Annotated in this window: 22 protein-coding genes and 1 pseudogene (1 of these 23 running past the window's edge); 10 read left to right on the plus strand and 13 right to left on the minus strand. The window is 58.3% G+C overall.

What is annotated here, in order from left to right; genetic code table 11:
* Nucleotides 1–13, minus strand: partial view of a tyrosine--tRNA ligase gene (gene tyrS, locus AABM55_RS26440; RefSeq protein WP_054594284.1) — the beginning only. Its footprint begins 1,187 nt before the window's first position; only the first 13 of its 1,200 coding nucleotides appear in the window; the start codon lies at nt 11–13; the stop codon falls past the left edge of the window.
* Nucleotides 14–222: 209 nt separating this feature from the next.
* Between tyrS and AABM55_RS26445 the strand changes: the two genes are divergently transcribed.
* Both AABM55_RS26445 and AABM55_RS26450 read left to right on the plus strand, forming a co-directional pair.
* The gene (locus AABM55_RS26445; protein WP_347928150.1) at nt 223–1,641 is read left to right on the plus strand and encodes a peptidoglycan DD-metalloendopeptidase family protein; all 1,419 of its coding nucleotides are present in this window, start codon (nt 223–225) and stop codon (nt 1,639–1,641) included.
* 3 nt (nt 1,642–1,644) lie between these two features.
* On the plus strand, nt 1,645–2,736 hold the full coding sequence (locus AABM55_RS26450) for an anhydro-N-acetylmuramic acid kinase (protein WP_054594286.1): 1,092 nt from the start codon (nt 1,645–1,647) through the stop codon (nt 2,734–2,736).
* Between the two features lie 67 nt (nt 2,737–2,803).
* On the opposite strand, the gene erpA is transcribed toward AABM55_RS26450, so the two are convergent.
* Both erpA and argC read right to left on the minus strand, forming a co-directional pair.
* A complete protein-coding gene (gene erpA, locus AABM55_RS26455) occupies nt 2,804–3,154 on the minus strand; it encodes an iron-sulfur cluster insertion protein ErpA (RefSeq protein ID WP_007906865.1) in 351 nt (116 codons plus the stop codon).
* 167 nt (nt 3,155–3,321) lie between these two features.
* A complete protein-coding gene (gene argC, locus AABM55_RS26460) occupies nt 3,322–4,356 on the minus strand; it encodes an N-acetyl-gamma-glutamyl-phosphate reductase (protein ID WP_054594287.1) in 1,035 nt (344 codons plus the stop codon).
* Between the two features lie 135 nt (nt 4,357–4,491).
* On the opposite strand from argC, the gene hemJ reads away from it, so the two are divergent.
* From hemJ to coq7, 6 genes are all read left to right on the plus strand, one after another.
* Nucleotides 4,492–4,923, plus strand: a complete 432-nt coding sequence (gene hemJ / locus AABM55_RS26465; RefSeq protein ID WP_019693893.1) for a protoporphyrinogen oxidase HemJ — start codon at nt 4,492–4,494, stop codon at nt 4,921–4,923.
* 34 nt (nt 4,924–4,957) lie between these two features.
* Nucleotides 4,958–5,926: a nitronate monooxygenase family protein gene (locus AABM55_RS26470; protein ID WP_054594288.1), complete on the plus strand. Its 969-nt coding sequence runs from the start codon at nt 4,958–4,960 to the stop codon at nt 5,924–5,926.
* A gap of 81 nt (nt 5,927–6,007) precedes the next feature.
* Complete coding sequence (locus tag AABM55_RS26475) at nt 6,008–6,928, plus strand: DUF805 domain-containing protein (RefSeq protein WP_347928152.1); 921 nt, start codon at nt 6,008–6,010, stop codon at nt 6,926–6,928.
* A gap of 62 nt (nt 6,929–6,990) precedes the next feature.
* The gene (locus AABM55_RS26480) at nt 6,991–7,779 is read left to right on the plus strand and encodes an SDR family oxidoreductase (protein WP_103320445.1); all 789 of its coding nucleotides are present in this window, start codon (nt 6,991–6,993) and stop codon (nt 7,777–7,779) included.
* Nucleotides 7,780–7,866: 87 nt separating this feature from the next.
* Nucleotides 7,867–8,205 (plus strand): histidine triad nucleotide-binding protein, encoded by a 339-nt coding sequence (locus AABM55_RS26485; protein ID WP_007906873.1) that lies wholly within the window; start codon nt 7,867–7,869, stop codon nt 8,203–8,205.
* A gap of 252 nt (nt 8,206–8,457) precedes the next feature.
* On the plus strand, nt 8,458–9,105 hold the full coding sequence (coq7, locus tag AABM55_RS26490) for a 2-polyprenyl-3-methyl-6-methoxy-1,4-benzoquinone monooxygenase (RefSeq protein WP_347928153.1): 648 nt from the start codon (nt 8,458–8,460) through the stop codon (nt 9,103–9,105).
* A gap of 18 nt (nt 9,106–9,123) precedes the next feature.
* On the opposite strand, the pseudogene AABM55_RS26495 reads toward coq7, so the two are convergent.
* The 3 genes and pseudogenes from AABM55_RS26495 to AABM55_RS26505 all read right to left on the minus strand — a co-directional run bounded on the left by AABM55_RS26495 (nt 9,124) and on the right by AABM55_RS26505 (nt 11,947).
* Nucleotides 9,124–10,377, minus strand: a pseudogene (locus AABM55_RS26495) (IS3 family transposase).
* Nucleotides 10,378–10,491: 114 nt separating this feature from the next.
* The gene (gene speD / locus AABM55_RS26500; protein ID WP_054594292.1) at nt 10,492–11,286 is read right to left on the minus strand and encodes an adenosylmethionine decarboxylase; all 795 of its coding nucleotides are present in this window, start codon (nt 11,284–11,286) and stop codon (nt 10,492–10,494) included.
* Between the two features lie 238 nt (nt 11,287–11,524).
* Complete coding sequence (locus AABM55_RS26505; protein ID WP_017138086.1) at nt 11,525–11,947, minus strand: OsmC family protein; 423 nt, start codon at nt 11,945–11,947, stop codon at nt 11,525–11,527.
* A 235-nt stretch (nt 11,948–12,182) separates the two neighbouring features.
* Between AABM55_RS26505 and crp the strand changes: the two genes are divergently transcribed.
* On the plus strand, nt 12,183–12,827 hold the full coding sequence (gene crp, locus AABM55_RS26510) for a cAMP-activated global transcriptional regulator CRP (protein ID WP_054594293.1): 645 nt from the start codon (nt 12,183–12,185) through the stop codon (nt 12,825–12,827).
* Here crp and AABM55_RS26515 read toward each other — a convergent pair.
* The 4 genes from AABM55_RS26515 to AABM55_RS26530 form a co-directional block, all read right to left on the minus strand.
* The gene (locus AABM55_RS26515; protein WP_216743856.1) at nt 12,824–13,525 is read right to left on the minus strand and encodes a lipoate--protein ligase family protein; all 702 of its coding nucleotides are present in this window, start codon (nt 13,523–13,525) and stop codon (nt 12,824–12,826) included. The two genes, crp and AABM55_RS26515, sit on opposite strands and share 4 nt — an antisense overlap.
* Before the next feature lie 67 nt (nt 13,526–13,592).
* Nucleotides 13,593–14,429, minus strand: a complete 837-nt coding sequence (trpC, locus tag AABM55_RS26520) for an indole-3-glycerol phosphate synthase TrpC (protein WP_347928154.1) — start codon at nt 14,427–14,429, stop codon at nt 13,593–13,595.
* Nucleotides 14,426–15,475 carry an anthranilate phosphoribosyltransferase gene (gene trpD, locus AABM55_RS26525; protein ID WP_054594295.1) on the minus strand — a complete coding sequence of 350 codons (1,050 nt, stop codon included), beginning with the start codon at nt 15,473–15,475 and terminating at the stop codon, nt 14,426–14,428. Before trpD ends, trpC begins: the two co-directional genes overlap by 4 nt.
* 9 nt (nt 15,476–15,484) lie before the next feature.
* Entirely contained in the window at nt 15,485–16,078 is a 594-nt protein-coding gene (locus AABM55_RS26530) for an aminodeoxychorismate/anthranilate synthase component II (protein WP_019693903.1), read from the minus strand.
* A 400-nt stretch (nt 16,079–16,478) separates the two neighbouring features.
* On the opposite strand from AABM55_RS26530, the gene estP reads away from it, so the two are divergent.
* The gene (gene estP, locus AABM55_RS26535; RefSeq protein WP_347928155.1) at nt 16,479–18,389 is read left to right on the plus strand and encodes an esterase EstP; all 1,911 of its coding nucleotides are present in this window, start codon (nt 16,479–16,481) and stop codon (nt 18,387–18,389) included.
* Between the two features lie 176 nt (nt 18,390–18,565).
* Here the strand turns inward: estP and trpE are convergent, their stop codons facing one another.
* From trpE to rpe, 3 genes are all read right to left on the minus strand, one after another.
* Complete coding sequence (trpE, locus tag AABM55_RS26540) at nt 18,566–20,047, minus strand: anthranilate synthase component I (RefSeq protein ID WP_145014458.1); 1,482 nt, start codon at nt 20,045–20,047, stop codon at nt 18,566–18,568.
* 70 nt (nt 20,048–20,117) lie between these two features.
* Complete coding sequence (locus AABM55_RS26545; protein WP_347928156.1) at nt 20,118–20,936, minus strand: phosphoglycolate phosphatase; 819 nt, start codon at nt 20,934–20,936, stop codon at nt 20,118–20,120.
* Nucleotides 20,933–21,607, minus strand: coding sequence for a ribulose-phosphate 3-epimerase (gene rpe / locus AABM55_RS26550; protein WP_019693907.1), 675 nt, complete (start codon nt 21,605–21,607; stop codon nt 20,933–20,935). The genes AABM55_RS26545 and rpe overlap by 4 nt, the downstream gene beginning before the upstream one ends.
* Between the last annotated feature and the right edge of the window lie 91 nt (nt 21,608–21,698).

A 21,698-nucleotide genomic window follows, 5' to 3' on the forward strand; every position in this document is an offset into this window, starting at 1 on the left:
CAACCGACTTCATAACAGACCCGCAAGGCTCAGATTCAAAGGGAACCAACCATACAAGATCGCGCACCAAATACAAGTTTTGCCCGGCGCACGGACGCCAATCCGCGAACAGAGCATTCGCGACTTGCTTAAGAGATGATTTGGTTATATTTTATACAGTTATTTCATCTTCATCATGTCATTCATCTTTTCCAATTCATCTTTTCCAAAGTCAAATTACCTATGATCACAGAACCGTCTAAAGCGCCGCCGCTTTATCCGAAGACCCACCTGCTCGCGGCAAGTGGCATTGCTGCCCTCCTCAGCCTGGCGCTCCTGGTATTCCCTTCCAGTGACGTTGAAGCCAAAAAGACAACCCTGAGTCTTGAACTGGAACGTCCCGCAGAACAACTGACACAAGATCAAGACGCTGCTGACGCCGTCCAAGCCACAAACGAGCCGGTCGAATCTCCATTCGCCCAGATCGAAGACAGTACCGACGATAGCAAGGAAACGGCTAAAGCAGCCCCGGCACCAGCCGTTGAAGAGAAGAAAGCGCCAGGCCACCGGGAAGTGATCGTTGCCAAAGGCGACACGCTCTCCACATTGTTCGAGAAAGTCGGGCTTCCAGCGGCTTCGGTGCACGACGTATTGGCCAGCGACAAGCAAGCCAAGCAGTTCACCCAGCTCAAACACGGCCAGAAACTCGAATTCGAACTCGGCCGCGACGGCCAGTTGACCAATCTGCACAGCAAGATCAATGACGCTGAAAGCATCAGCCTGAGCAAAAACGCCAAGGGCTATACCTTTAACCGCATTACAGCCAAGCCAACCGTGCGCTCCGCCTATGTTCACGGCGTGATCAACAGCTCGCTTTCGCAATCCGCGGCGCGTGCCGGGCTGTCCCACAGCCTCACCATGGACATGGCCAGCGTGTTTGGCTACGACGTCGACTTCGCCCAGGATATTCGCCAGGGTGACGAGTTCGACGTGATCTACGAACAGAAAGTCGTCAACGGCAAAGCTGTCGGCAATGGCCCTATTCTTTCCGCCCGTTTCACCAACCGTGGCAAGACGTACACCGCCGTGCGTTACACCAACAAGCAAGGCAACAGCAGCTACTACACGGCCGAAGGCAATAGCATGCGCAAGGCGTTCATTCGTACGCCGGTGGACTTCGCCCGTATTAGCTCGCGTTTCTCCATGGGTCGCAAGCATCCAATTCTGAACAAAATTCGCGCGCACAAAGGCGTCGACTACGCAGCGCCTCGTGGCACGCCGATCAAGGCTGCCGGTGACGGCAAAGTGCTGCTGGCCGGTCGCCGCGGTGGTTACGGCAACACCGTTATCATTCAGCACGGCAACACCTACCGCACGCTGTACGGACACATGCAAGGCTTCGCCAAAGGCGTCAAGACTGGCGGCAACGTCAAGCAAGGCCAAGTGATTGGCTATATCGGCACTACCGGACTCTCGACCGGCCCGCACTTGCACTACGAGTTCCAGGTCAACGGCGTTCACGTCGACCCGCTGGGTCAGAAACTGCCAATGGCCGATCCGATCGCCAAGTCCGAGCGCGCACGCTTCCTGCAACAAAGCCAGCCGCTGATGGCGCGCATGGAGCAAGAAAAAGCCACCCTGCTAGCCTCGAGCAAACGCTAAGCCATGGCGCTCTATATAGGTGTGATGTCCGGTACCAGCCTTGATGGCCTGGACATTGCGCTGATCGAGCAAGCACCGGCGATCAAACTGATCGCCACGCACTACATTCCCATGCCCGAATCCCTGCGCACCGAGCTGCTTGGCTTGTGCGCCAGCGGACCTGACGAGATAGCCCGCAGCGCCATTGCCCAGCAAAACTGGGTAAAACTGGCCGCTCAGGGCATCAATACCCTGCTTGCAGATCAACACCTGAAACCTGATGACATCCGAGCGATTGGCAGCCACGGCCAGACTATTCGCCACGAGCCCGCACGCGGCTTCACCGTGCAGATCGGCAACCCTGCCCTGTTGACTGAACTGACCGGAATCACTGTCGTCAGCGACTTTCGTAGCCGCGACGTGGCTGCAGGCGGGCAAGGCGCGCCGCTGGTTCCAGCCTTCCATGAAGCCTTGTTTGAACAGCGCAGCGGCAACCGTGCAGTCTTGAATGTTGGCGGTTTCAGCAATCTCAGCCTGATCGAGACCGGCAAACCCGTCTCGGGCTTTGACTGCGGCCCAGGCAATGTCCTGCTGGACGCCTGGATTCACCAACAACGCGGCGAGACCTTCGACCGTGACGGCCAGTGGGCTGCAAGCGGCAGCGTAGAGCCCGTGCTGCTGAAGGCCCTGCTCGGTGATCCGTTCTTCCTGACCAAGGGCCCCAAAAGCACCGGCCGCGAAGTATTCAACCTGCAATGGCTGACACAACACCTTGCGCGCCTGCCCGCATTTGCTGCACAAGACGTGCAAGCCACGCTGCTTGAGCTGACGGCGCTGACCATCGTCGAATCGCTACAAGCCGCACAAGCCGATACGCAAGAGCTGCTGGTCTGTGGTGGCGGCGCCCATAACGCAACATTGATGGCACGGCTCGCCAGCCTGCTGCCAGGCGCCAAGGTCAGCAGCACTGCAAACTACGGCGTAGACCCGGACTGGGTCGAAGCCATGGCCTTTGCCTGGTTGGCCCATTGCTGCCTCGAAAGTATCCCGGCCAATCGTCCAAGCGTCACCGGCGCTCGCGGATTACGCGTCCTCGGCGCCATCTACCCCGTCTGAGCACCAGACAGCAAAACGCCGCAAAGCCGTGAGGCCATGCGGCGTTTGGTGATGCGCTGAGGTGCGATCAGATCGAAAACGAAGAGCCGCAACCACAGGTCGTGGTGGCATTCGGGTTCTTGATCACGAAACGCGAACCTTCCAGACCTTCCTGATAATCCACCTCGGCACCTGCCAGGTATTGGAAGCTCATCGGATCGACGACCAGGCTAACGCCTTCGCGCTCGACGATGGTGTCGTCATCGGCCACTTCTTCATCGAATGTGAAGCCGTACTGAAACCCTGAACAACCGCCGCCCGTAACGAATACGCGCAGCTTCAAGCGATCATTACCCTCTTCATCGACCAGGCTCTTCACCTTGTGCGCGGCACCGTGGGTGAATTGCAAAGCCGTGGGGGTGAAGGATTCGACGCTCATGCTGACTATCTCCCGGTGTTACACCGCCATAATGCGTGATGACGCGCATTATCCGCTTCTCCCAGAAAATCGGTCAACTATTGTTACGGTATATCAATCAACACAATGGTCAGCCCGGAATACAAAAAGGCCCGTTAAACGGGCCTTTCTGCTGAGCGGGGGAAAGCTTAGGGCAGCATGCCTGCATGGGACAGACCCAAGCGCTCATCCAGACCAAACAGGATGTTCAGGTTCTGCACCGCCTGACCCGACGCGCCCTTGACCAAATTGTCGATCACCGACAGCACCACCACCAGATCGCCATCCTGCGGACGATGAACCGCAATACGGCAAACGTTGGCACCCCGCACACTACGGGTTTCCGGATGGCTGCCAGCCGGCATGACATCGACGAACGGTTCGTTCGCATAGCGTTTTTCAAACAACGCCTGCAAGTCTATGGAGCGGTCGACCACGGTTGCATAGAGCGTGGAGTGAATACCGCGAATCATCGGCGTCAGGTGCGGCACGAAAGTCAGGCCGACGTCCTTGCCTGCTGCGCGACGCAGCCCCTGGCGAATCTCAGGCAGGTGACGATGCCCTTTAACGGCATAGGCTTTCATGCTCTCGGAGGTTTCGGAATACAGCGAACCGACGCTTGCACCACGACCAGCACCGCTGACACCCGACTTGCAGTCAGCAATTAGGCGCGAAGTATCGGCAAGACCTGCTTCGAGCAACGGCAGGAAGCCCAGTTGCGTGGCGGTTGGATAGCAACCCGGCACCGCGATCAGGCGTGCTTGCCTGATCTGCTCGCGATTGACTTCTGGCAAGCCATAGACCGCTTCTTCCAGCAACTCTGGCGCACCGTGCGGCTGGCCATACCACTTGGCCCATTCGTCCGCGTCCTGCAGACGGAAGTCTGCCGACAGGTCGATGACCTTGGTCCCGGCCGCCAGTAATTCACCGGCCAGCGCATGCGCTACACCGTGTGGAGTGGCGAAGAACACCACATCGCAGGCACCAAGGGTTTTGATGTCCGGAACGCTGAACGCCAGGCCGTCGTAGTGGCCTCGCAGGTTCGGGTACATGTCGGCAACGGCCAGGCCTGCCTCGGATCGGGAAGTGATCACTACCACTTCAGCTTGCGGATGTTGCGCCAACAGACGCAGCAATTCGACACCGGTGTAACCCGTGCCGCCGACGATACCGACCTTGACCATAAACCTGCCCTCAACGAACCCACTGGAAAGCCGTCGATAATAGGGCGCGCACCGCCCTGCGACAACCGTCAAGGTGACGTACGGAGGCCCAAGCCTCTACTATTCGGGCTACCGTGAACCTGGGAATAACTAAAAATGCTTTATCTGTGGCTCAAAGCGCTTCATATCGTCAGCATGGTCTGCTGGTTTGCCGGCCTGTTTTACCTGCCACGCCTGTTTGTCTACCACGCTCAAAGTGAAGACAGCATCAGCAAGGAGCGCTTCAGCATCATGGAGCGCAAACTGTACCGCGGGATCATGGGCCCGGCGATGATCGCCACACTGGCTTTCGGGATCTGGCTGATCAGTCTCAACCCCAGCGCCTACTTCGGACAAGGTGCCTGGATGCATGCCAAATTGACCCTGGTAGTGATCCTGATCGGCTATCACCACATGTGCGGTGCACAGGTAAAACGTTTTGCCCGTGGCGAAAACACCCGCAGCCATGTCTTTTATCGCTGGTTCAATGAAGTGCCAGTTCTGATATTGCTGGCTATTGTAATTCTGGTCGTCGTACGGCCGTTCTAATCATAATTAGCCGCAACTTATCGGGGTACTTCCAATGTCGCTGCCCGCTTTGCTCGAACAACGTTTGCGTCTGCCTGTCGTGGCAGCACCGATGTTCCTGATTTCCAATCCACAGCTGGTACTCGCCTGCTGCCGCAATGGTGTGGTCGGCAGCTTTCCAGCGCTGAACCAGCGTGAAAGCAGCGGCTTCAAAGCCTGGCTGGAGGAAATTGAAGCGGGTCTGGCGCTATTGGAAAATCCTGCGCCGTATGCGGTGAATCTGATCGTTCACAACAGCAATCCGCGCCTGCAAGCGGACCTGGCAATCTGCATCGAACACAAGGTTCCGATCGTGATCACCAGCCTTGGCGCAGTGAAAGAGCTGGTCGATGCGGTGCACGGCTATGGTGGCCTGGTTTTCCACGACGTGACGACTCGACGCCATGCGGAAAAAGCTGCCGAGGCCGGCGTCGATGGCTTGATCGCCGTAGCGGCAGGCGCCGGTGGCCATGCCGGGACCTGGAGCCCGTTTTCGCTGATTGCCGAGATTCGCCAGTTCTTCGACAAAACCCTGCTGCTGGCCGGTTGCCTGAACCATGGCCACGAGATTCTCGCCGCGCAACTGCTCGGTGCGGATCTGGCGTACTTCGGTACGCGCTTTATCGGCACCACCGAAAGCCATGCCCCGGAAGCCTATAAAGAGATGCTGCTGACTTCCAGGGCCGCCGACATTGTCCATACGCCAGCGGTGTCCGGGGTGCCGGCAAGCTTCATGCGCCAAAGCCTGATAAACGCCGGTTTTGACATAGATGCACTGCAAGGCAAGGGTGAAGTCAACTTCGGCGCCAAACTCAAACCCTTGAGCGATGAAGCCAAAGCCTGGAAAACCGTCTGGTCAGCTGGCCAGGGCGTGGGTGAAATCGACGACCTGCCAAGCGTCGATCAACTGGTCGCAAGGCTGGACGCCGAGTACCGAAAGGCGCAGGAATTCGCAGCTCAACTACCCAAACGCTGGCCGCGCTAACGCACAAGGTTTGGCCAGCCGATTCTGGCTGGCTTAAACTGCCGAGCACAGCCCCCTGACTCGCGACAAGGATGCCCCGACATGAGCGAACACCGTTTCAAGATCGTCTTTGACGGAGCCCTGCTTCCGGGCGTCGACATCACCACCGCGAAACTCAATCTCGCCCAACTGTTCAAAAGCGACGTCGCGGCCATCGAACGCCTGTTCAGCGGAAAGCCTGTCGCGCTCAAGCACGACCTGTCCCACGCAGACGCACAAACCTATCTGAATGCCCTGTCGAAAACCGGCATCGATGCACGCATTGAAGCCGAGCCGTCGATCAAGCTCAATCTGACCGACATTCACGATTCGTCGTCCGCCGCTTACACGGCGCCCACACTCGGTAACAACGAATCGCCCTATAGCCCTCCTCGCGCGCCCGTTGGTGAAGCGTTGCCAGCGTTTTCGGAACTCAAGGTGTTTAGCGTGCAGGGTCGAATCGGGCGCCTGCGTTATCTCGCGTGGTCATTGGTGGCGCTACTGATCATGGGCGCTATCGCTGGCGTTTTTGGACTCAGCCTGCTGAGCGGCAATCAAATAGTGCTGAGCACAATTGTTTGTGTCGTTGCGTTCGTGGCGTACCTCTACATAAACATCACCATCAGCGTGCAACGCCTGCACGATCTTGGTTGGTCCGGCTGGCTGTGGTTTCTGAATCTGGTGCCCTTTATCGGCAGCCTGTTTCCATTTGCACTCGCGGCGCTACCAGGAAACGTCGGGGCGAATCGCTATGGCGCGCCGCAGCCCCCCAACAGCACGGCTGTCAAAGTGCTGTGCGGGCTGTGGCTGGTGGTGATCGCAGTGTTTTTTGTCGGCGCGCTTGCCGGTGGCCTCAGCACCCTGACCGAAGAGTACGAAAGCACCTCGACCAGCAGTTATGGAAGCAGTGAGCCGGCCGATGCGGTTGAGGCAGACGATGCGGCGAAAGCAGCTCAGCCCCCTGTAGACTATGAGAAAGAATAAACGCGCTCGGTTCCTGTGACATCTCTGTCCACAGGCCGCGAGCCGTTGCGATGGAGAATTGCATGACCCGTTACGCTCTGATCACTGGCGCCTCCAGCGGCATCGGCCTGGCCATGGCCGAAGCGTTGGCGCGACGCGGCCGCAGCCTGATTCTGGTGGCCCGTCAACGTGATCAGCTGGAAAGTATTGCCATCGAACTGACCCAGCGCTTTGGCGTCGAGGTGCTGTTCCGCGCCTGTGACCTGGGTGAACCGCTGCGCTTGTCCGGTTTTCTGCTGGAACTCGAAGAGGGTGACCGACAGATCGACCTGCTGGTCAATTGCGCCGGCATCGGTACCTGCGGCCCGTTTCTCGCTCAGGACTGGATGACCGAACAAGACTTGATCGAAGTGAATATCCTCGCCCTGACCCGCCTGTGCCACGCCATTGGTAACAGCATGGCCTTGCAGGGCGGCGGGCAGATTCTGAACGTCGCCTCGATGGCCGCCTTCTACCCCGGCCCATGGATGAGCACCTATTACGCCAGCAAGGCGTATGTACTGCACTTCTCCGAAGGCTTGCGGGTCGAGCTGAAGAAGTGCGCGGTCAAGGTCTCGGTCCTCTGCCCCGGCCCGACGCGCACGGCGTTTTTCCGCACCGCGCAACTGGACACCGACAAACTGGCCAACAGCAAAATGCTGATGAGCCCCGAGGAAGTGGCCCTCTACACAGTGCGTGCGCTGGAGAAGAACCGCGCAATCATCATTCCCGGACGCCTCAATCGCTGGTTCGCGCTGTTGCCGCGCTTCGGCTCGCGCTGGCTGACCCGAACCATCGTAGGCATGGTCAACAAGACGCACTGTCCGCGCTGAGCATCACTAAAAGTAAAGCTAACAGGCTGGGCTCGGGCATCTCCCGTGAGTACACTCAGCCCGGACCAACACAATGGAGAAACAGCTGTGGATACTCTGTTCACCAAAATCATCAACAGAGAAATACCCGCCAAGATCATTTACGAGGATGACCAGGTCCTGGCCTTCCACGACATCGCCCCGCAGGCACCCGTGCATTTCCTGGTAGTCCCGAAAAAGCCGGTGCGCACGCTCAACGACCTCACCGAGGACGATAAAGCGCTGGCCGGGCACATTCTGTTCACCGCCCAGCGCCTGGCACTGGAGCTGGGCTGCGAAGAAGGCTTTCGCGTGGTCATGAACTGCAATGAACTGGGCGGCCAGACCGTTTATCACATTCATATGCACGTGCTGGGTCAGCGCCAGATGCACTGGCCACCGGGCTGATCCGTCTCCCGAGCTTGTTGTGGCGAGGGAGCTTGCTCCCGCTGGGCTGCACAGCAGCCCCCATCTTTCTTCTGCTCCCCAATGAAACTCGCGGACTGACTTAACGACCGCTTCGCGGCCGAGCGGGAGCAAGCTCCCTCGCCACAAAGCCAGTATCTGCAAATGCCAGGCGGTCTTCTGCAATGACCCAGCGCAAACCTAACCCGGCCGATTGCGGTAAACTGGCCGCCGAGATTCTTCCCGGAGGTCAGCATGACTACCCAACGTCACTACTCGCCGATTGACCGTCTTCTGTTGCAAGCCGACACCGCCATGCGCACGTTGCTGCCCTTCAGTGGCCAGCCTTGCCGCCCGTCGCCGGCCATCGTGCAGCCAGAGGCGAAAATGAGCGACGAAGACACCCGGCACGTCGCCGGCCTGATGCGCATCAACCATACCGGTGAAGTCTGTGCCCAGGCGCTGTATCAGGGCCAGGCCCTGACTGCCAAGCTGCCGCAAGTGCGTGAGGCGATGGAACACGCAGCCGAAGAAGAAATCGATCATCTGGTCTGGTGCGAACAGCGCATCCGCCAACTGGGCAGCCACACCAGCATCCTCAATCCGCTGTTCTACGGTATGTCGTTCGGTATCGGCGCCGTCGCCGGACTGATCAGCGACAAAGTCAGCCTGGGGTTCGTCGCAGCGACTGAAGATCAGGTGTGCAAACACTTGAACAAGCACCTTGAGCAACTGCCAGTCGAGGACGAGAAGTCCCGGGCCATTCTTGAGCAGATGCGCATCGATGAAGAGCAGCACGCCGAAAGCGCGCTCGACGCTGGAGGCTTCCGCTTCCCGGCACCGATAAAATTCGGCATGAGCCTGATGGCCAAGGTCATGACCAAAAGTACCTACCGGATCTGACCCGTAAAACCTTCGTGTCTAGTCCTGAAATAGGTTTACACCTGTTTCACTTCAACGCCCGATGCACCGCATCGGGCGTTTTGTATTTCAAAGACAGGTGCGGTCGCTCGCCGTTATAGATCGATACCGACTCACTCACCATCTTCTTCGCCTGCGTCAAATCCTGCGGTCGCTGGAGCATAAGCTCTGTCTTTAATATCCCGTTGACCCGCTCTGCCAGGGCATTCTGGTAGCAGTCATAGCCATCCGTCATTGAGCACCTGATGCCGTGTCTCGCGTGCAGTTCCTGGTACATTCCCGAGCAATACTGGCTGCCTCTGTCCGAGTGATGCACCAGCGACTGCTCCGTTCGGCGGTATTTCACCGCCCGGCGCAACGCATGCGCTACCGACTCGGCGTGCAGGCTTTCATGGACGTGATAGCCCACGATCTTTCGCGAAAAAGCATCCGTCACAAGGCTCAGATAGGCCACACCTTCCTGGGTTGGCAAATAGGTGATGTCCGCCACCCAGACTTGTTCCGGGCCGCTTGCAACAACCTGATCAGGACCGGGCTTGAGCAGGTTCGGATGGCGTCGAAAGCGATGATGGCTGTCGGTCGTCTTGTGGTAAGCCCGCTTGCGGGCCACCAATAAACGCCTTTCGCGCAGAATCGAAAACAGCCGATCTCGACCCACTTGCAGCTCAAGTTGAGGCTGGCAATGCAGCAAGTAATGCAGCTTTCGGGTGCCCAAGCGCGGCTGTCGCTGACGCTTTTGCTGAACGAAGTCGGCAACTTTCTGGTCCAGAACGAGACGAGCAGCATCGGCGCGATTGCGTTTGTAGTAAGCCTGTCGGCTTATCCCCATGAACTGGCAAGCCCTGCTGATACTCAGGTTTTGGACTCGCTTTTGCGCGAGGACTTGCCGGGACGCTTTTTTATGACAGAAAGGCCGTAGTCATTCTTCAAGACATCCACGACAGCTTCGAAAAACTGCGCTTTCTGATTGGACAGAGCTAGCTGCTCTTCAAGCTCTTTGATGCGTTGCTCTGGCGTTAATGGTCGGTTTTTGTCGGGCATAGACCCCATCCTCGGCGAGCCAATGTATGTGCCTGGGCTCCAATCTTGCCGACCGTGCTTGCGTAACCACGTCAGAACGGTCGTTTTGCCTTGAATCCCGTAGCGCTCCTGAGCCTCTTTATAACTCAGCTCGCCTTTTTCGACCTGGTCGACGACCGACAATTTAAAAGTCAGCGTGTAGTCTCGCTGACTACGCCTTTTTGCTGATTCCATTACTCCCTCCTGAAAATAGATCAGAAGGTGTAAACCTTATTCAGGACGGGACATCGAGCACAAAAAAGGGCGCTATCTCAGCGCCCTTTCTTTTGCCGATCTTTATTTCAAAGATCAGCTCGACATGTTGCGTGCGTAGAAAATCTCGAGCATTTCGTGTTTCACCCGCTCAGTCACCTGAGCACGTTGCTCAGAGGACAGGTTGCTGGTGGCGTCGCCGAACAGGTAGTTATCCAGTTCGAAGTTCTTCAGCAGCATTTTGGTGTGGAACAGGTTTTCCTGGTACACGTTCACGTCGGTCATCTGATAAGCGTCGCGAGTGTCTTCGGAGAGGTAGTTCTGAATCGAGTTGATCTCGTGATCGATGAAGTGCTTCTTGCCTTCGATGTCACGGGTGAAACCGCGCACGCGGTAATCCACGGTCACGATATCCGAATCGAACTGGTGAATCAGGAAGTTGAGCGCCTTAAGCGGTGAAATGACGCCACAAGTCGACACATCAATATCCACACGGAACGTTGCGATACCGTCCACCGGATGGATTTCCGGGTAGGTGTGCACCGTGATGTGGCTCTTGTCGAGGTGGGCCAGGATGATTTCGGGCAACGGGCCCGGCGACTCTTCAATCTGACTGTCGGTCGGGGTCACCGGCTCTTCAGAGATCAGAATCGTGACGCTGGCGCCCTGGGGTTCATAGTCCTGACTGGCGATGTTCAGGATATTGGCACCAATGATATCGACAACTTCTGTGAGGATCTGCGTCAGGCGCTTGGCGTTGTACTCTTTATTGATGTACTCAACGTAAGCCTGCTGGTCTTGCGGAGTTTCCGCATAGCAGATGTCATAGATGTTGAAGCTCAAGGTCTTTGTCAGGTTATTGAACCCATGGAGCTTGAGTTTGCTTTTCACCGTTTAAAAACTCTCTATGTATGCGGCCCGGCCGCGTGATCAAGCATGCCCGTCAGATGCGAACGACGCACCAGCGTAGGACGGTTAACACCTCTTCGCGATGGCGATTTTGGTTGTCTGTTCGGGTGTGTGATCTGTCGGTTGACCGATCACGGCCCTGAAAAAAGTGGCGCATTATGCAGACCTGGGCCAATGATCGCCAGAGTCTGCACTGCATTTATGATAGTTGAATGTCGAATCAACCTAGTTCGATGATTTCGTAGTCGTGGGTGATGGCGACACCGGCCGCACCGAGCATGATCGACGCCGAGCAATACTTCTCCGCCGACAGCTCGATGGCGCGTTTGACCTGGGCTTCTTTCAGTGCCCGGCCCTTGACCACGAAGTGCATGTGAATTTTGGTGAAGACCTTGGGATCTTCAGTCGCACGCTCGGCTTCGAGGAAGGCTTCGCAGCTCTCCACGGCCTGGCGGGACTTCTTCAGGATGCTGACCACGTCGAAATTGCTGCAACCGCCCACACCGAGCAGGAGCATTTCCATCGGACGGACACCCAGGTTCCGACCGCCAGCATCAGGCGGACCGTCCATGACCACCACGTGACCGCTACCGGACTCACCGAGGAACATGGCTTCGCCAGCCCATTGGATGCGTGCCTTCATCGCCAAGACTCCACTGTTAAAAAAGGGTCGCCAGCTTAGCACAGGGCCTTCGGTTGACAGCGACTGGCATCAGCGCAGGCAACACACTTACAGTATTGATAAATTATCGAATAACGACGGAATGTGTCTGTTAAGCTGGCGCCAATTTCATGGCACTTAGCCTGCTGTTTTTCGGCCGTCATCAGCAATTCATAAAAAACCACAACACACCGTGCAGTCTTTTCGGGATACAACCATGGTTGCTATTACCCCAACACCCAAAATCAAGAACCTCGACAAGTTATTGATGCATTGCCAGCGCCGTCGCTATCAGGCCAAGAGCAATATCATTTGCGCGGGCGATCGTTCGGATACGCTGTTTTTCATCATCAAGGGCTCGGTCACCATTCTCATCGAGGACGACGATGGTCGGGAAATGATCATCGCCTACCTCAATGCCGGGGACTTCTTCGGCGAGCTGGGTCTGTTCGAACAAGCCGGGCAGGAACAGGAGCGCAGCGCCTGGGTTCGCGCCAAGGTCGAATGCGAAGTGGCCGAGATCAGCTACTGCAAGTTCCGCGAGCTGTCCCAGCAAGACCCGGACATTCTCTATGTGCTCAGTGGCCAGATTGCCCAGCGCCTGCGCAATACCACACGCAAGGTCGGCGACCTGGCGTTCTTCGACGTCACCGGGCGGGTTGCGCGCTGCTTGCTGGAGCTGTGCAAACAGCCTGACGCCATGACGCACCCGGACGGCATGCAGATCAAGGTTACCCGTCAGGAAATCGGCCGGATCGTCGGTTGCTCGCGGGAAATGGTCGGGCGCGTGCTCAAGGACCTGGAAGAACGCAACCTGGTCAACGTCAAAGGCAAGACCATGGTGGTCTTCGGTACCCGCTAAGCCGACATCACCTCGGCGAGCATTTGCCGATACAAGGTGTCCAGCCGCGCGATGGCATCCGGGGCGGCGAATTGTTCATGCAGGGCGATATGGCTCTGCGCGCGAACCCGCTGCTCCAGACTGCACGCCTCGTTAAAACGGTTCACCGCCTCAACCATCGACTCCCGCTCGTCGTCCAGCAACAGCGCACCATGCACCAAACCCACCGGACGCTGACCACCCTTGCTCTGGCGCCAGCGCTGAGCGGTGCCGACCATTTTGCGGCCATCGAGATTGACGTTGAAACGCCCATCACAGAAAGCGCCCTCGACTTCACCCAATGAAGGCTTGCCACCGAGTTCCGTCAGCAGCGCACAAATCGGATCACACAGACGCCGATAAGCGGTTTCGATCCTACCGTGGTCACCTTCGCTGCGCGGCGGTGCATACACCAGCGCGATATTGACCGTCGCAGCCGACTGTGGCACCGGTTCACCGCCGGTTTCACGCAACAAAACCGGCCAACCGTGTGCCGCCGACGCTTGGCAAGCGGCCTCAAACCCCGGCAGACGGCTCAAGCGCCGGGGCATGACCAGCGCTCGATCGCTCGGCTGCCAGAACAGCAATCCAAACTCCTGGTCGCCGGCACAGACCGTCGCCAACAAATCCTGCTCGGCACGCAGACCGGCTTCGACAGTCAAGGCAATAGGGTGAGTCATGGCAGTGCGAATCCTTTGCGGTGGATACAAAAAAGCCGGCAACGCCGGCTTCTTCATTGAATCAGGTTCAGTCGAGTGTAGAACCGCTGACCGCCACGCCACGCTCTGGAAAGAACAAGCGTTGCAGTTCAGTGCCCGGGTTCTCGGCGCGCATGAATGCTTCACCGACCAGGAACGAATACACCTCGCTGATTTCCATCAGCTCGACATCGGCGCGATTGAGGATGCCACTTTCAGTAATGACCAGGCGATCGCGCGGGATGCGCGGCAGCAGATCGAGCGTGGTTTCCAGGCTGACATCAAAGGTGTGCAGATTGCGATTGTTCACGCCGACCAGCGGAGTATCGAGAACCTTCAAGGCCCGCTCCAGCTCATCACCGTCATGGACTTCGACCAGCACGTCGAGGCCAACACCTTTAGCGACGGCTGCCAGTTCGGCCATTTTCACGTCATCCAGCGCGGAAACGATCAACAGCACGCAATCAGCGCCCAGCGCACGGGCTTCGACGATCTGATAAGGATCGATCATGAAGTCCTTGCGGATCACCGGCAGCTTGCACGCCGCACGCGCCTGCTGCAGATAAATGTCGGCGCCCTGGAAGAAATCGACATCGGTCAGCACCGAGAGGCAGGTTGCCCCGCCCTTCTCGTAGTCCCTGGCGATTTCGGCCGGCACGAAGTTCTCGCGAATCACGCCCTTGCTCGGCGAAGCCTTCTTGATTTCAGCAATCACCGCCGGTTGTTTGAGCTTGGCCTGGGCAATCAGCGCCTTGGCAAAACCACGCGGAGCATCGGCCACCCTGGCCAGTGCTTCCAGCTCGGCAAGCGTTACGCGAGCGCTGCGCTCAGCCACTTCCTCGACTTTGCGGGCGAGAATTTTCTCTAGAACCGTCGGTACACTCATGCCTCATTCTCCACTCTGAATACCGCGGTAAACGCACCCAATTCTTCAAGCTTTTCACGCGCAAGGCCGGTATGCAGCGCGTCATGAGCCAGGGCAACGCCCTCTTTCAGGCTGACCGCATGATCAGCGGCGTACAACGCAGCACCGGCATTGAGCACAATCATTTCTGCAGCTTTCTGACCGTTCTCGGTTTTGCGCCGTCCCAAGGCATCGCGAATCAGTTCGAGCGAAGCCGCCGGGCTTTCCACCGCCAGGCCGTGCAGGCTCTGGCTCTTCATGCCCAAGTCTTCAGGCTCGACCCAATACTCGCTGATCTGGTCATTCTTCAATTCAGCAACAAAGGTTGGCGCCGCCAGACTGAACTCGTCCAGACCATCCTTCGAATGCACCACCAGCACATGTTTGCTGCCCATGCGCTGCAAGACTTCGGCTAACGGTCGGCACAACGCCTGACTGAACACGCCCACCACCTGATGTTTCACGCCGGCCGGATTCGTAAGCGGGCCGAGCATGTTGAACAGTGTACGCAGGCCGAGATCGCGGCGCGGGCCGGCAGCGTGTTTCATCGCACCATGGTGCGATTGGGCGAACATGAAGCCGATGCCGACATTGTCAATGCAACGCGCCACTTGAACCGGCGTCAGGTTCAGGTAGATCCCGGCCGCCTCCAGCAAGTCGGCGCTGCCGCTTTTGCCCGATACCGCACGGTTACCGTGCTTGGCCACGGTGCAACCCGCCGCCGCCACCACAAACGAGGAAGCCGTCGAAACGTTGAAGATGTTCGCACCATCACCGCCAGTGCCGACTACATCGACAACACCGTCGAGGGTTTTCAGCTCGACCTTGTCCGCCAGTTCACGCATGACCGAAACGGCGCCGACGATCTCGTCGATGCTCTCGCTTTTCATGCGCATGGCCATCATGAACGCGCCAATCTGCGCATCTGTGCATTGCCCGGTCATGATTTCGCGCATCACATCGCGCATTTCATCAGTGCTCAGGTCCAGATGGCCGACGATACGGCTCAGGGCAGTCTTGATATCCATGGAAAGTCCTTAGCGCGTGCCGCCGGTTTGTTTGAGGAAGTTGGCGAACAGCTCGTGGCCCTGCTCGGTCAGGATCGACTCAGGATGAAACTGCACCCCTTCGATGTTCAGTGTCTTGTGGCGCAGGCCCATGATTTCATCGACCGAGCCGTCTTCGAGCTGAGTCCAGGCGGTCAGTTCCAGGCAATCGGGCAAGGTTTCACGCTTCACAATCAGCGAGTGATAGCGGGTGACCGTCAGCGGACGGTTCAGACCTTCGAACACGCCCTTGTCCTCGTGGAATACCGGGCTAGTCTTACCATGCATAACCTGGCGGGCGCGCACTACATCGCCACCGAACGCCTGGCCGATGGATTGATGACCCAGGCAAACGCCGAGAATCGGCAGCTTGCCGGCGAAATACTTGATGGCTTCGATGGACACGCCGGCTTCGGTCGGGGTGCATGGACCGGGAGAGACGACGATGCGCTCGGGCTTGAGCGCTTCGATTTCGGCGATGGTCAGCTCATCGTTGCGCACAACCTTGACCTCGGAGCCTAGCTCACCAAGGTACTGCACAACGTTGTAGGTAAAAGAGTCATAGTTATCGATCATCAGCAACATGGTTTGAAACCTCTTGAATTCACTGACTTTTGAGACGGCCTTCGAATGATTTACCCGCAGTCTTGCAACGCTCGGTCAGTTGCTGGAATGGAACCGGCAAAAGCGGCATTTCATACGGGTAAAGAAGGCAAACAGGCACAGGTCCGGCCGGGCCGGCAGAGAAAGTTCAGGCGCGCCAACGCCAACGGGCGTGGGCCTTGATGACTTGATCCAAGAGTTTGCTGACGATCAACACGGGGAAGGTCTCATTCATACGTTCCCGCACAGTAACTTAGCTGAGCAGAGGGTGCAATATGGCGCAGAGCAAGCAATCGATGCAGCCTTTAGCCATAGCTAAAACGCGAAAGTTTTTGGTACTGTCGTTCCGTTCACTACAACAATAAAATAAATGGACTTGCTCATGATCAAACAGACGATGTTTGTACCGCTCGCCAGTTGTGTTCTTGCAATGGCCTGCGCCCAGGCGATTGCGGCCCCCGCTCCCTATACGAAATTCATTGTCTTTGGCGACAGCCTGAACGACGCCGGGCAATTTACCGATACAGGCGGCCCCGCAGGCGCAACCGAGCGGTTCACCAACCGCGTCGGACCGACCTACAAGGATGGCAACGGCGAGGTTCGCGCCGCCAACTCGACGCAGTTACTGGGGGGGAAACTGGGGTTTTCACCCGATCAAACGGCCGCTTCGACCTCGGCGGTCCGCGCCAGTGAAGGCCTGCCAGACGGTAACAACTGGGCGGTAGGTGGATACCGTACCGATCAGATCCTCGACTCGATCACCACCACCTCGGACACCGGTGAGCGCAGTCGGCCCGGTTACCTGCCGAGCAACAACTTTCGCGCTGACCCGAACGCGCTCTATTTCCTCTCCGGTGGCGGTAATGACTTCCTCCAGGGCCGGGTAACGAGTCTTGATCAGGCCAATGCCGCAGCCGATCGACTGGTCAGCAGCGTGCAAACGCTGCAACAGGCCGGCGCCAAATACATCATGGTCTGGCTACTGCCTGATATCGGGCTGACCCCGGCGATCAATGGCAGCCCGTTGCAGGCCTTTACCTCCCAACTCAGCGCCCAGTTCAACACCGAACTGGTCAGCCAGTTGCAGCACGTCAATGCCGAAGTCATCCCGCTCAACATTCCGGCGCTGCTCAAAGAGACCTTCGCCAACCCGGCGCAATTTGGCCTGGCCACCGACCAGAATCTCACCGCGACCTGCTTCAGCGGTGACAGCTGTACGGAAAACGCCCGGTACGGGATCAACAGCGCCACGCCGGACCCGACCAAGCTGATCTACAACGACTCGGTGCACCCGACCGAAACCGGGCAACGCCTGATCGCCGATTACGCGTATTCCATACTGGCAGCCCCCTGGGAACTGACGCTGTTACCGGAAATGGCCCACGCCACCCTGCGCGCGCATCAGGATGAACTGCGCAACCAATGGCAATCCGACTGGGAAAACTGGCAAAACGTCGGTCAGTGGCGTGCGATTGTCGCCGGTGGCGGTCAGCACCTGAATTTTGATGATCAACGCAGTGCAGCCAGTGCCGATGGCAACGGCTACAACCTGAACATTGGCGGCAGCTATCGTCTCGACGAGGCCTGGCGTGTTGGCGTGGCTGCCGGTTTCTATCGTCAGAAGCTGGAAGCGGGCAACGACAACTCGCAGTACAAACTCAACACGTACATGGGTACGGCGTTCGCTCAATATCAGCAAAATCGCTGGTGGGCTGACGCGGCAATGACGGCTGGGCATCTGGACTACGACAGTCTCAAACGCAAGTTCGACCTGGGCGTCAACGAACGCGGGGAGAAAGGCAGTACCAATGGCACGGTGCTGGCGGTCACCGGTCGCCTGGGTTACGACATCGCGCAGCAGGCAAGCAGCCCGTGGCACTTGTCGCCATTTATCAGCGCCGACTACGCCAAGGTGCAAGTCGACGGTTACTCGGAGAACGGCAACGACTCCACGGCACTGACCTTCGGTGACCAGAAGCGCACCTCGAAGCGCCTCGGCGTCGGTTTGCAGGGCAAGTACCAAATCACCCCGCAGACTCAGGTGTTCGGCGAGTTCGCCCACGAACGCGAATATAAGGACGACACCCAGGACCTGACCATGAACCTCAACAGCCTGCCCGACAACCATTTCACCCTGCAAGGCTACACCCCGCAAACCAACCTGAACCGCCTGAACCTGGGCGTCAGCCAGAAGTTGACTCCAGACCTGGCGCTACGGGCCAGCTACAACATTCGCAAGGATGACGACTTCACCCAACAAGGCATCAACGTGGGTGTCAGCCTGGACTTCTAAACCGCAGGCCATAAAAAACGCTGCCTCCTCACGGGGGCAGCGTTATTTTGGGCGCTCTCTGATGTGACGAGCAAGCTTGCTTCGCGCTCTGCTGCGAAGCAGTCGCCATGAAGGGGCCTGCCACGCAGGCCAGCGGGAGCAAGCTCCCTCGCCACAACAAGCTCCTTCGTTACAGCTCAGTCTTGTGGGGTTTGCTCGGCCAGGGCCACAGCGCGGAACATCGCGCGGCGCTTGTTCAGGGTTTCTTCCCATTCGAGCGCAGGCACCGAATCAGCCACGATGCCACCACCGGCCTGCACATGCAGTTCGCCGTTCTTGATCACCGCAGTGCGGATTGCAATCGCGGTGTCCATGTTGCCGTTCCAGGCGAAGTAACCGACCGCACCTCCGTAGACGCCACGCTTGACCGGTTCCAGTTCGTCGATGATTTCCATTGCGCGAATCTTCGGCGCACCCGACAACGTACCTGCCGGCAGAATCGCCCGCAGTGCGTCCATCGCTGTCAGGCCGGCTTTCAACTGGCCAGTGACGTTGGAGACGATGTGCATCACGTTGGAATAACGCTCGATGACCATTTTCTCAGTGAGTTTCACCGAACCAATTTCCGACACGCGACCGGTGTCGTTGCGGCCGAGGTCGATCAGCATCAGGTGCTCGGCGATTTCCTTGTCGTCCGACAGCAGGTCTTCTTCAAGCGCCCGGTCGGCTTCCTCGTTGGCACCGCGTGGACGGGTGCCGGCGATCGGGCGCACGGTGATCAGGTTGTCTTCGACCCGCACCAGCACTTCCGGCGAACTGCCAACGACATGGAAGTCGCCAAAGTTGAAGAAGTACATATACGGCGTCGGGTTGAAGCAGCGCAGCGCCCGGTACAGATCTATCGGCGCGGCCTTGAAGTCGATGGACATCCGTTGCGATGGCACCACCTGCATGCAGTCACCGGCGAGGATGTACTCCTTGATGGTGTCCACCGCCCGCTCGTAATCGTCTTGGGTGAAACTGGAACGGAACACCGGATCAGCCGCTTGTTGCTTGCTGAAGTCCAGGCCGCGACGCGGAGTGATTGGCTGACGGAGCTTTTCCAGCAGCTCTTCCAGACGCGCCTGACCTTGCTCGAAGGCGTTGTCCTGCGACGGGTCGGCCAGCACGATGGCGTGCATCTTGCCGGCCAGGTTATCGAACACCACCACCGCATCGGAGACCATCAGCAAAATGTCCGGCACGCCCAGCGGATCCGGGTTCGGGCACTTGCCCAGACGCTTCTCCACGTAACGCACGCAGTCATAACCGAAGTAGCCCACCAGCCCGCCGTTGAAGCGTGGCAGACCGGCGATGGTCGGCACGTTGTAGCGCGCCTTGAAGGTTTCGACGAAGGCCAGCGGGTCTTCAACCTCGTGGCTTTCTACCTCGGCGCCATCGACCGTCACACTGACGTGGTGATCATGCACCCGCAGCACCGTACGGCACGGCAGCCCGATGATCGAGTAACGGCCCCATTTCTCACCGCCCTGCACCGACTCCAGCAGATAGGAATTGGGCTCGTCGGCCAGTTTCAGGTAGATCGACAACGGCGTGTCGAAGTCGGCAAGGGTTTCGCAGGCAAGCGGGATGCGGTTGTAGCCGGCAGCGGCCAAACGCAGGAATTCTTCGCGGATCATGAGGTGCCTCGTGGCGTGAGGGTCTAACAGTCAAGTGTGCAAACGCGCCGGATAGCCGGCCAGGATCGAGTCAGGCGCGCCAACGCCAGCGGGCCAGGGCCTTGATGACTTTCATCCAGAGTTTGCGAGTGACCACCACGATGGAGTTTCCAGGAGGGGATTGAACAGCGTCGGCCAACGTTATCTCAGCGGCTGGATCCAGGCAACCGGGAATTAGCTTGCGTAGATCGTCAATCACCAGCGCCGGGGACTCTTCGGCAATCGGCCGGCCATGGTTATAGCCATAGCTCAGGGCTACGCACTTCACGCCGGCCGCCTTGGCCGCCAGCACGTCGCTGCGCGAGTCACCGACAAACAACGATTGCGAGGCCGGTATGTTGGCCATTTTCATCACGAAAAACAGCGCCGCCGGGTCAGGCTTTTTCTGCGGCAGGGTGTCGCCGCCGATGATCCAGCGGAAGTAGCGGCCGATTTTCAGCTGATCCAGCAACGGCGCGACGAAGCGCTCCGGCTTGTTGGTGATCAGCGCCATTTCGACGCCCTGCTTGTGCAACCACTTCAGGGTGTCGCGTACACCTGGGTAAACCACCGTCAGTTCATGGCCGTCCGCGTAGGCTTCCATGAAGATCTCCAGCGCGTGCTCGGCCTCGACATCATCGACACTCGCGTGTTCGATACTGCCTGCCAGTGCACGACGGACCAGCACCGGCGCACCGTTGCCCACCCATTCGCGCACCGCGTCGAGACCTGCCGGGGCACGCCCGAGTTTGAGCAGCATGTTATCCACAGCCACTGCGAGGTCCGGCACCGAATCGATCAACGTGCCATCCAGATCGAACATCACCAGCCGCGGCAGACGCCCCGGGAACAACTGCTCAAAACCACTCATGGGCGAGCCAGCGCCAGTTCGGAGCGCATCTTTTCAATCACTTCCTGGTAGTTCGGCGCATTGAAGATGGCCGAACCGGCGACGAAGGTGTCAGCGCCAGCGGCGGCGATTTCACGGATGTTGTTCACATTCACGCCACCGTCGATTTCCAGACGAATGTCACGGCCCGAGGCATCGATCAGCGCGCGCGCTTCACGCAACTTGTCGAGAGTGCCGGGAATGAACTTCTGCCCGCCGAAGCCCGGGTTGACGCTCATCAGCAGGATCATGTCGACCTTATCCATCACGTACTTGAGCACGTCCAGCGGGGTCGCCGGGTTGAACACCAGGCCCGCCTTGCAACCGCCTTCGCGGATCATTTGCAGGGAACGGTCGACATGCAGCGTGGCTTCCGGGTGGAAGGTGATGTAGGTCGCGCCGGCGTCGATGAAGTCGCCAATGATGCGGTCTACCGGGCTGACCATCAGGTGCGCGTCGATGGGCGCGGTGATGCCGTATTTGCGCAACGCCGAGCAAACCATCGGCCCGATGGTCAGGTTTGGCACGTAGTGGTTGTCCATGACATCAAAGTGAACGATGTCGGCGCCAGCGGCCAGAACGTTGTCTACTTCCTCGCCCAGACGGGCGAAATCAGCGGAGAGAATCGACGGAGCAATAGCGAAGGGCTGCATGACGCACCTTTTTTGAGCAGAATCACGATGGCGCGCATTGTATACCTCATGCTTTGACGCGCGCACCGTGACCGCGATGATTGGGTCTGGT

The sequence above is a fragment of the Pseudomonas helvetica genome (genome assembly GCF_039908645.1).
Taxonomy (GTDB): domain Bacteria; phylum Pseudomonadota; class Gammaproteobacteria; order Pseudomonadales; family Pseudomonadaceae; genus Aquipseudomonas; species Aquipseudomonas helvetica.

Coding starts and splice junctions, on each gene's coding strand:
- AABM55_RS26505 (WP_017138086.1), bottom strand. CDS start 11,947: ATGAAGGCACGCATCCAATGGGCTGGCGAAGCCATGTTCCTCGGTGAG.
- coq7 (WP_347928153.1), top strand. CDS start 8,458: ATGACTACCCAACGTCACTACTCGCCGATTGACCGTCTTCTGTTGCAA.
- crp (WP_054594293.1), top strand. CDS start 12,183: ATGGTTGCTATTACCCCAACACCCAAAATCAAGAACCTCGACAAGTTA.
- AABM55_RS26445 (WP_347928150.1), top strand. CDS start 223: ATGATCACAGAACCGTCTAAAGCGCCGCCGCTTTATCCGAAGACCCAC.
- trpE (WP_145014458.1), bottom strand. CDS start 20,047: ATGATCCGCGAAGAATTCCTGCGTTTGGCCGCTGCCGGCTACAACCGC.
- trpC (WP_347928154.1), bottom strand. CDS start 14,429: ATGAGTGTACCGACGGTTCTAGAGAAAATTCTCGCCCGCAAAGTCGAG.
- AABM55_RS26530 (WP_019693903.1), bottom strand. CDS start 16,078: ATGTTGCTGATGATCGATAACTATGACTCTTTTACCTACAACGTTGTG.
- rpe (WP_019693907.1), bottom strand. CDS start 21,607: ATGCAGCCCTTCGCTATTGCTCCGTCGATTCTCTCCGCTGATTTCGCC.
- hemJ (WP_019693893.1), top strand. CDS start 4,492: ATGCTTTATCTGTGGCTCAAAGCGCTTCATATCGTCAGCATGGTCTGC.
- AABM55_RS26515 (WP_216743856.1), bottom strand. CDS start 13,525: ATGACTCACCCTATTGCCTTGACTGTCGAAGCCGGTCTGCGTGCCGAG.
- AABM55_RS26480 (WP_103320445.1), top strand. CDS start 6,991: ATGACCCGTTACGCTCTGATCACTGGCGCCTCCAGCGGCATCGGCCTG.
- AABM55_RS26545 (WP_347928156.1), bottom strand. CDS start 20,936: ATGAGTGGTTTTGAGCAGTTGTTCCCGGGGCGTCTGCCGCGGCTGGTG.
- trpD (WP_054594295.1), bottom strand. CDS start 15,475: ATGGATATCAAGACTGCCCTGAGCCGTATCGTCGGCCATCTGGACCTG.
- AABM55_RS26450 (WP_054594286.1), top strand. CDS start 1,645: ATGGCGCTCTATATAGGTGTGATGTCCGGTACCAGCCTTGATGGCCTG.
- erpA (WP_007906865.1), bottom strand. CDS start 3,154: ATGAGCGTCGAATCCTTCACCCCCACGGCTTTGCAATTCACCCACGGT.
- argC (WP_054594287.1), bottom strand. CDS start 4,356: ATGGTCAAGGTCGGTATCGTCGGCGGCACGGGTTACACCGGTGTCGAA.
- AABM55_RS26470 (WP_054594288.1), top strand. CDS start 4,958: ATGTCGCTGCCCGCTTTGCTCGAACAACGTTTGCGTCTGCCTGTCGTG.
- AABM55_RS26475 (WP_347928152.1), top strand. CDS start 6,008: ATGAGCGAACACCGTTTCAAGATCGTCTTTGACGGAGCCCTGCTTCCG.
- estP (WP_347928155.1), top strand. CDS start 16,479: ATGATCAAACAGACGATGTTTGTACCGCTCGCCAGTTGTGTTCTTGCA.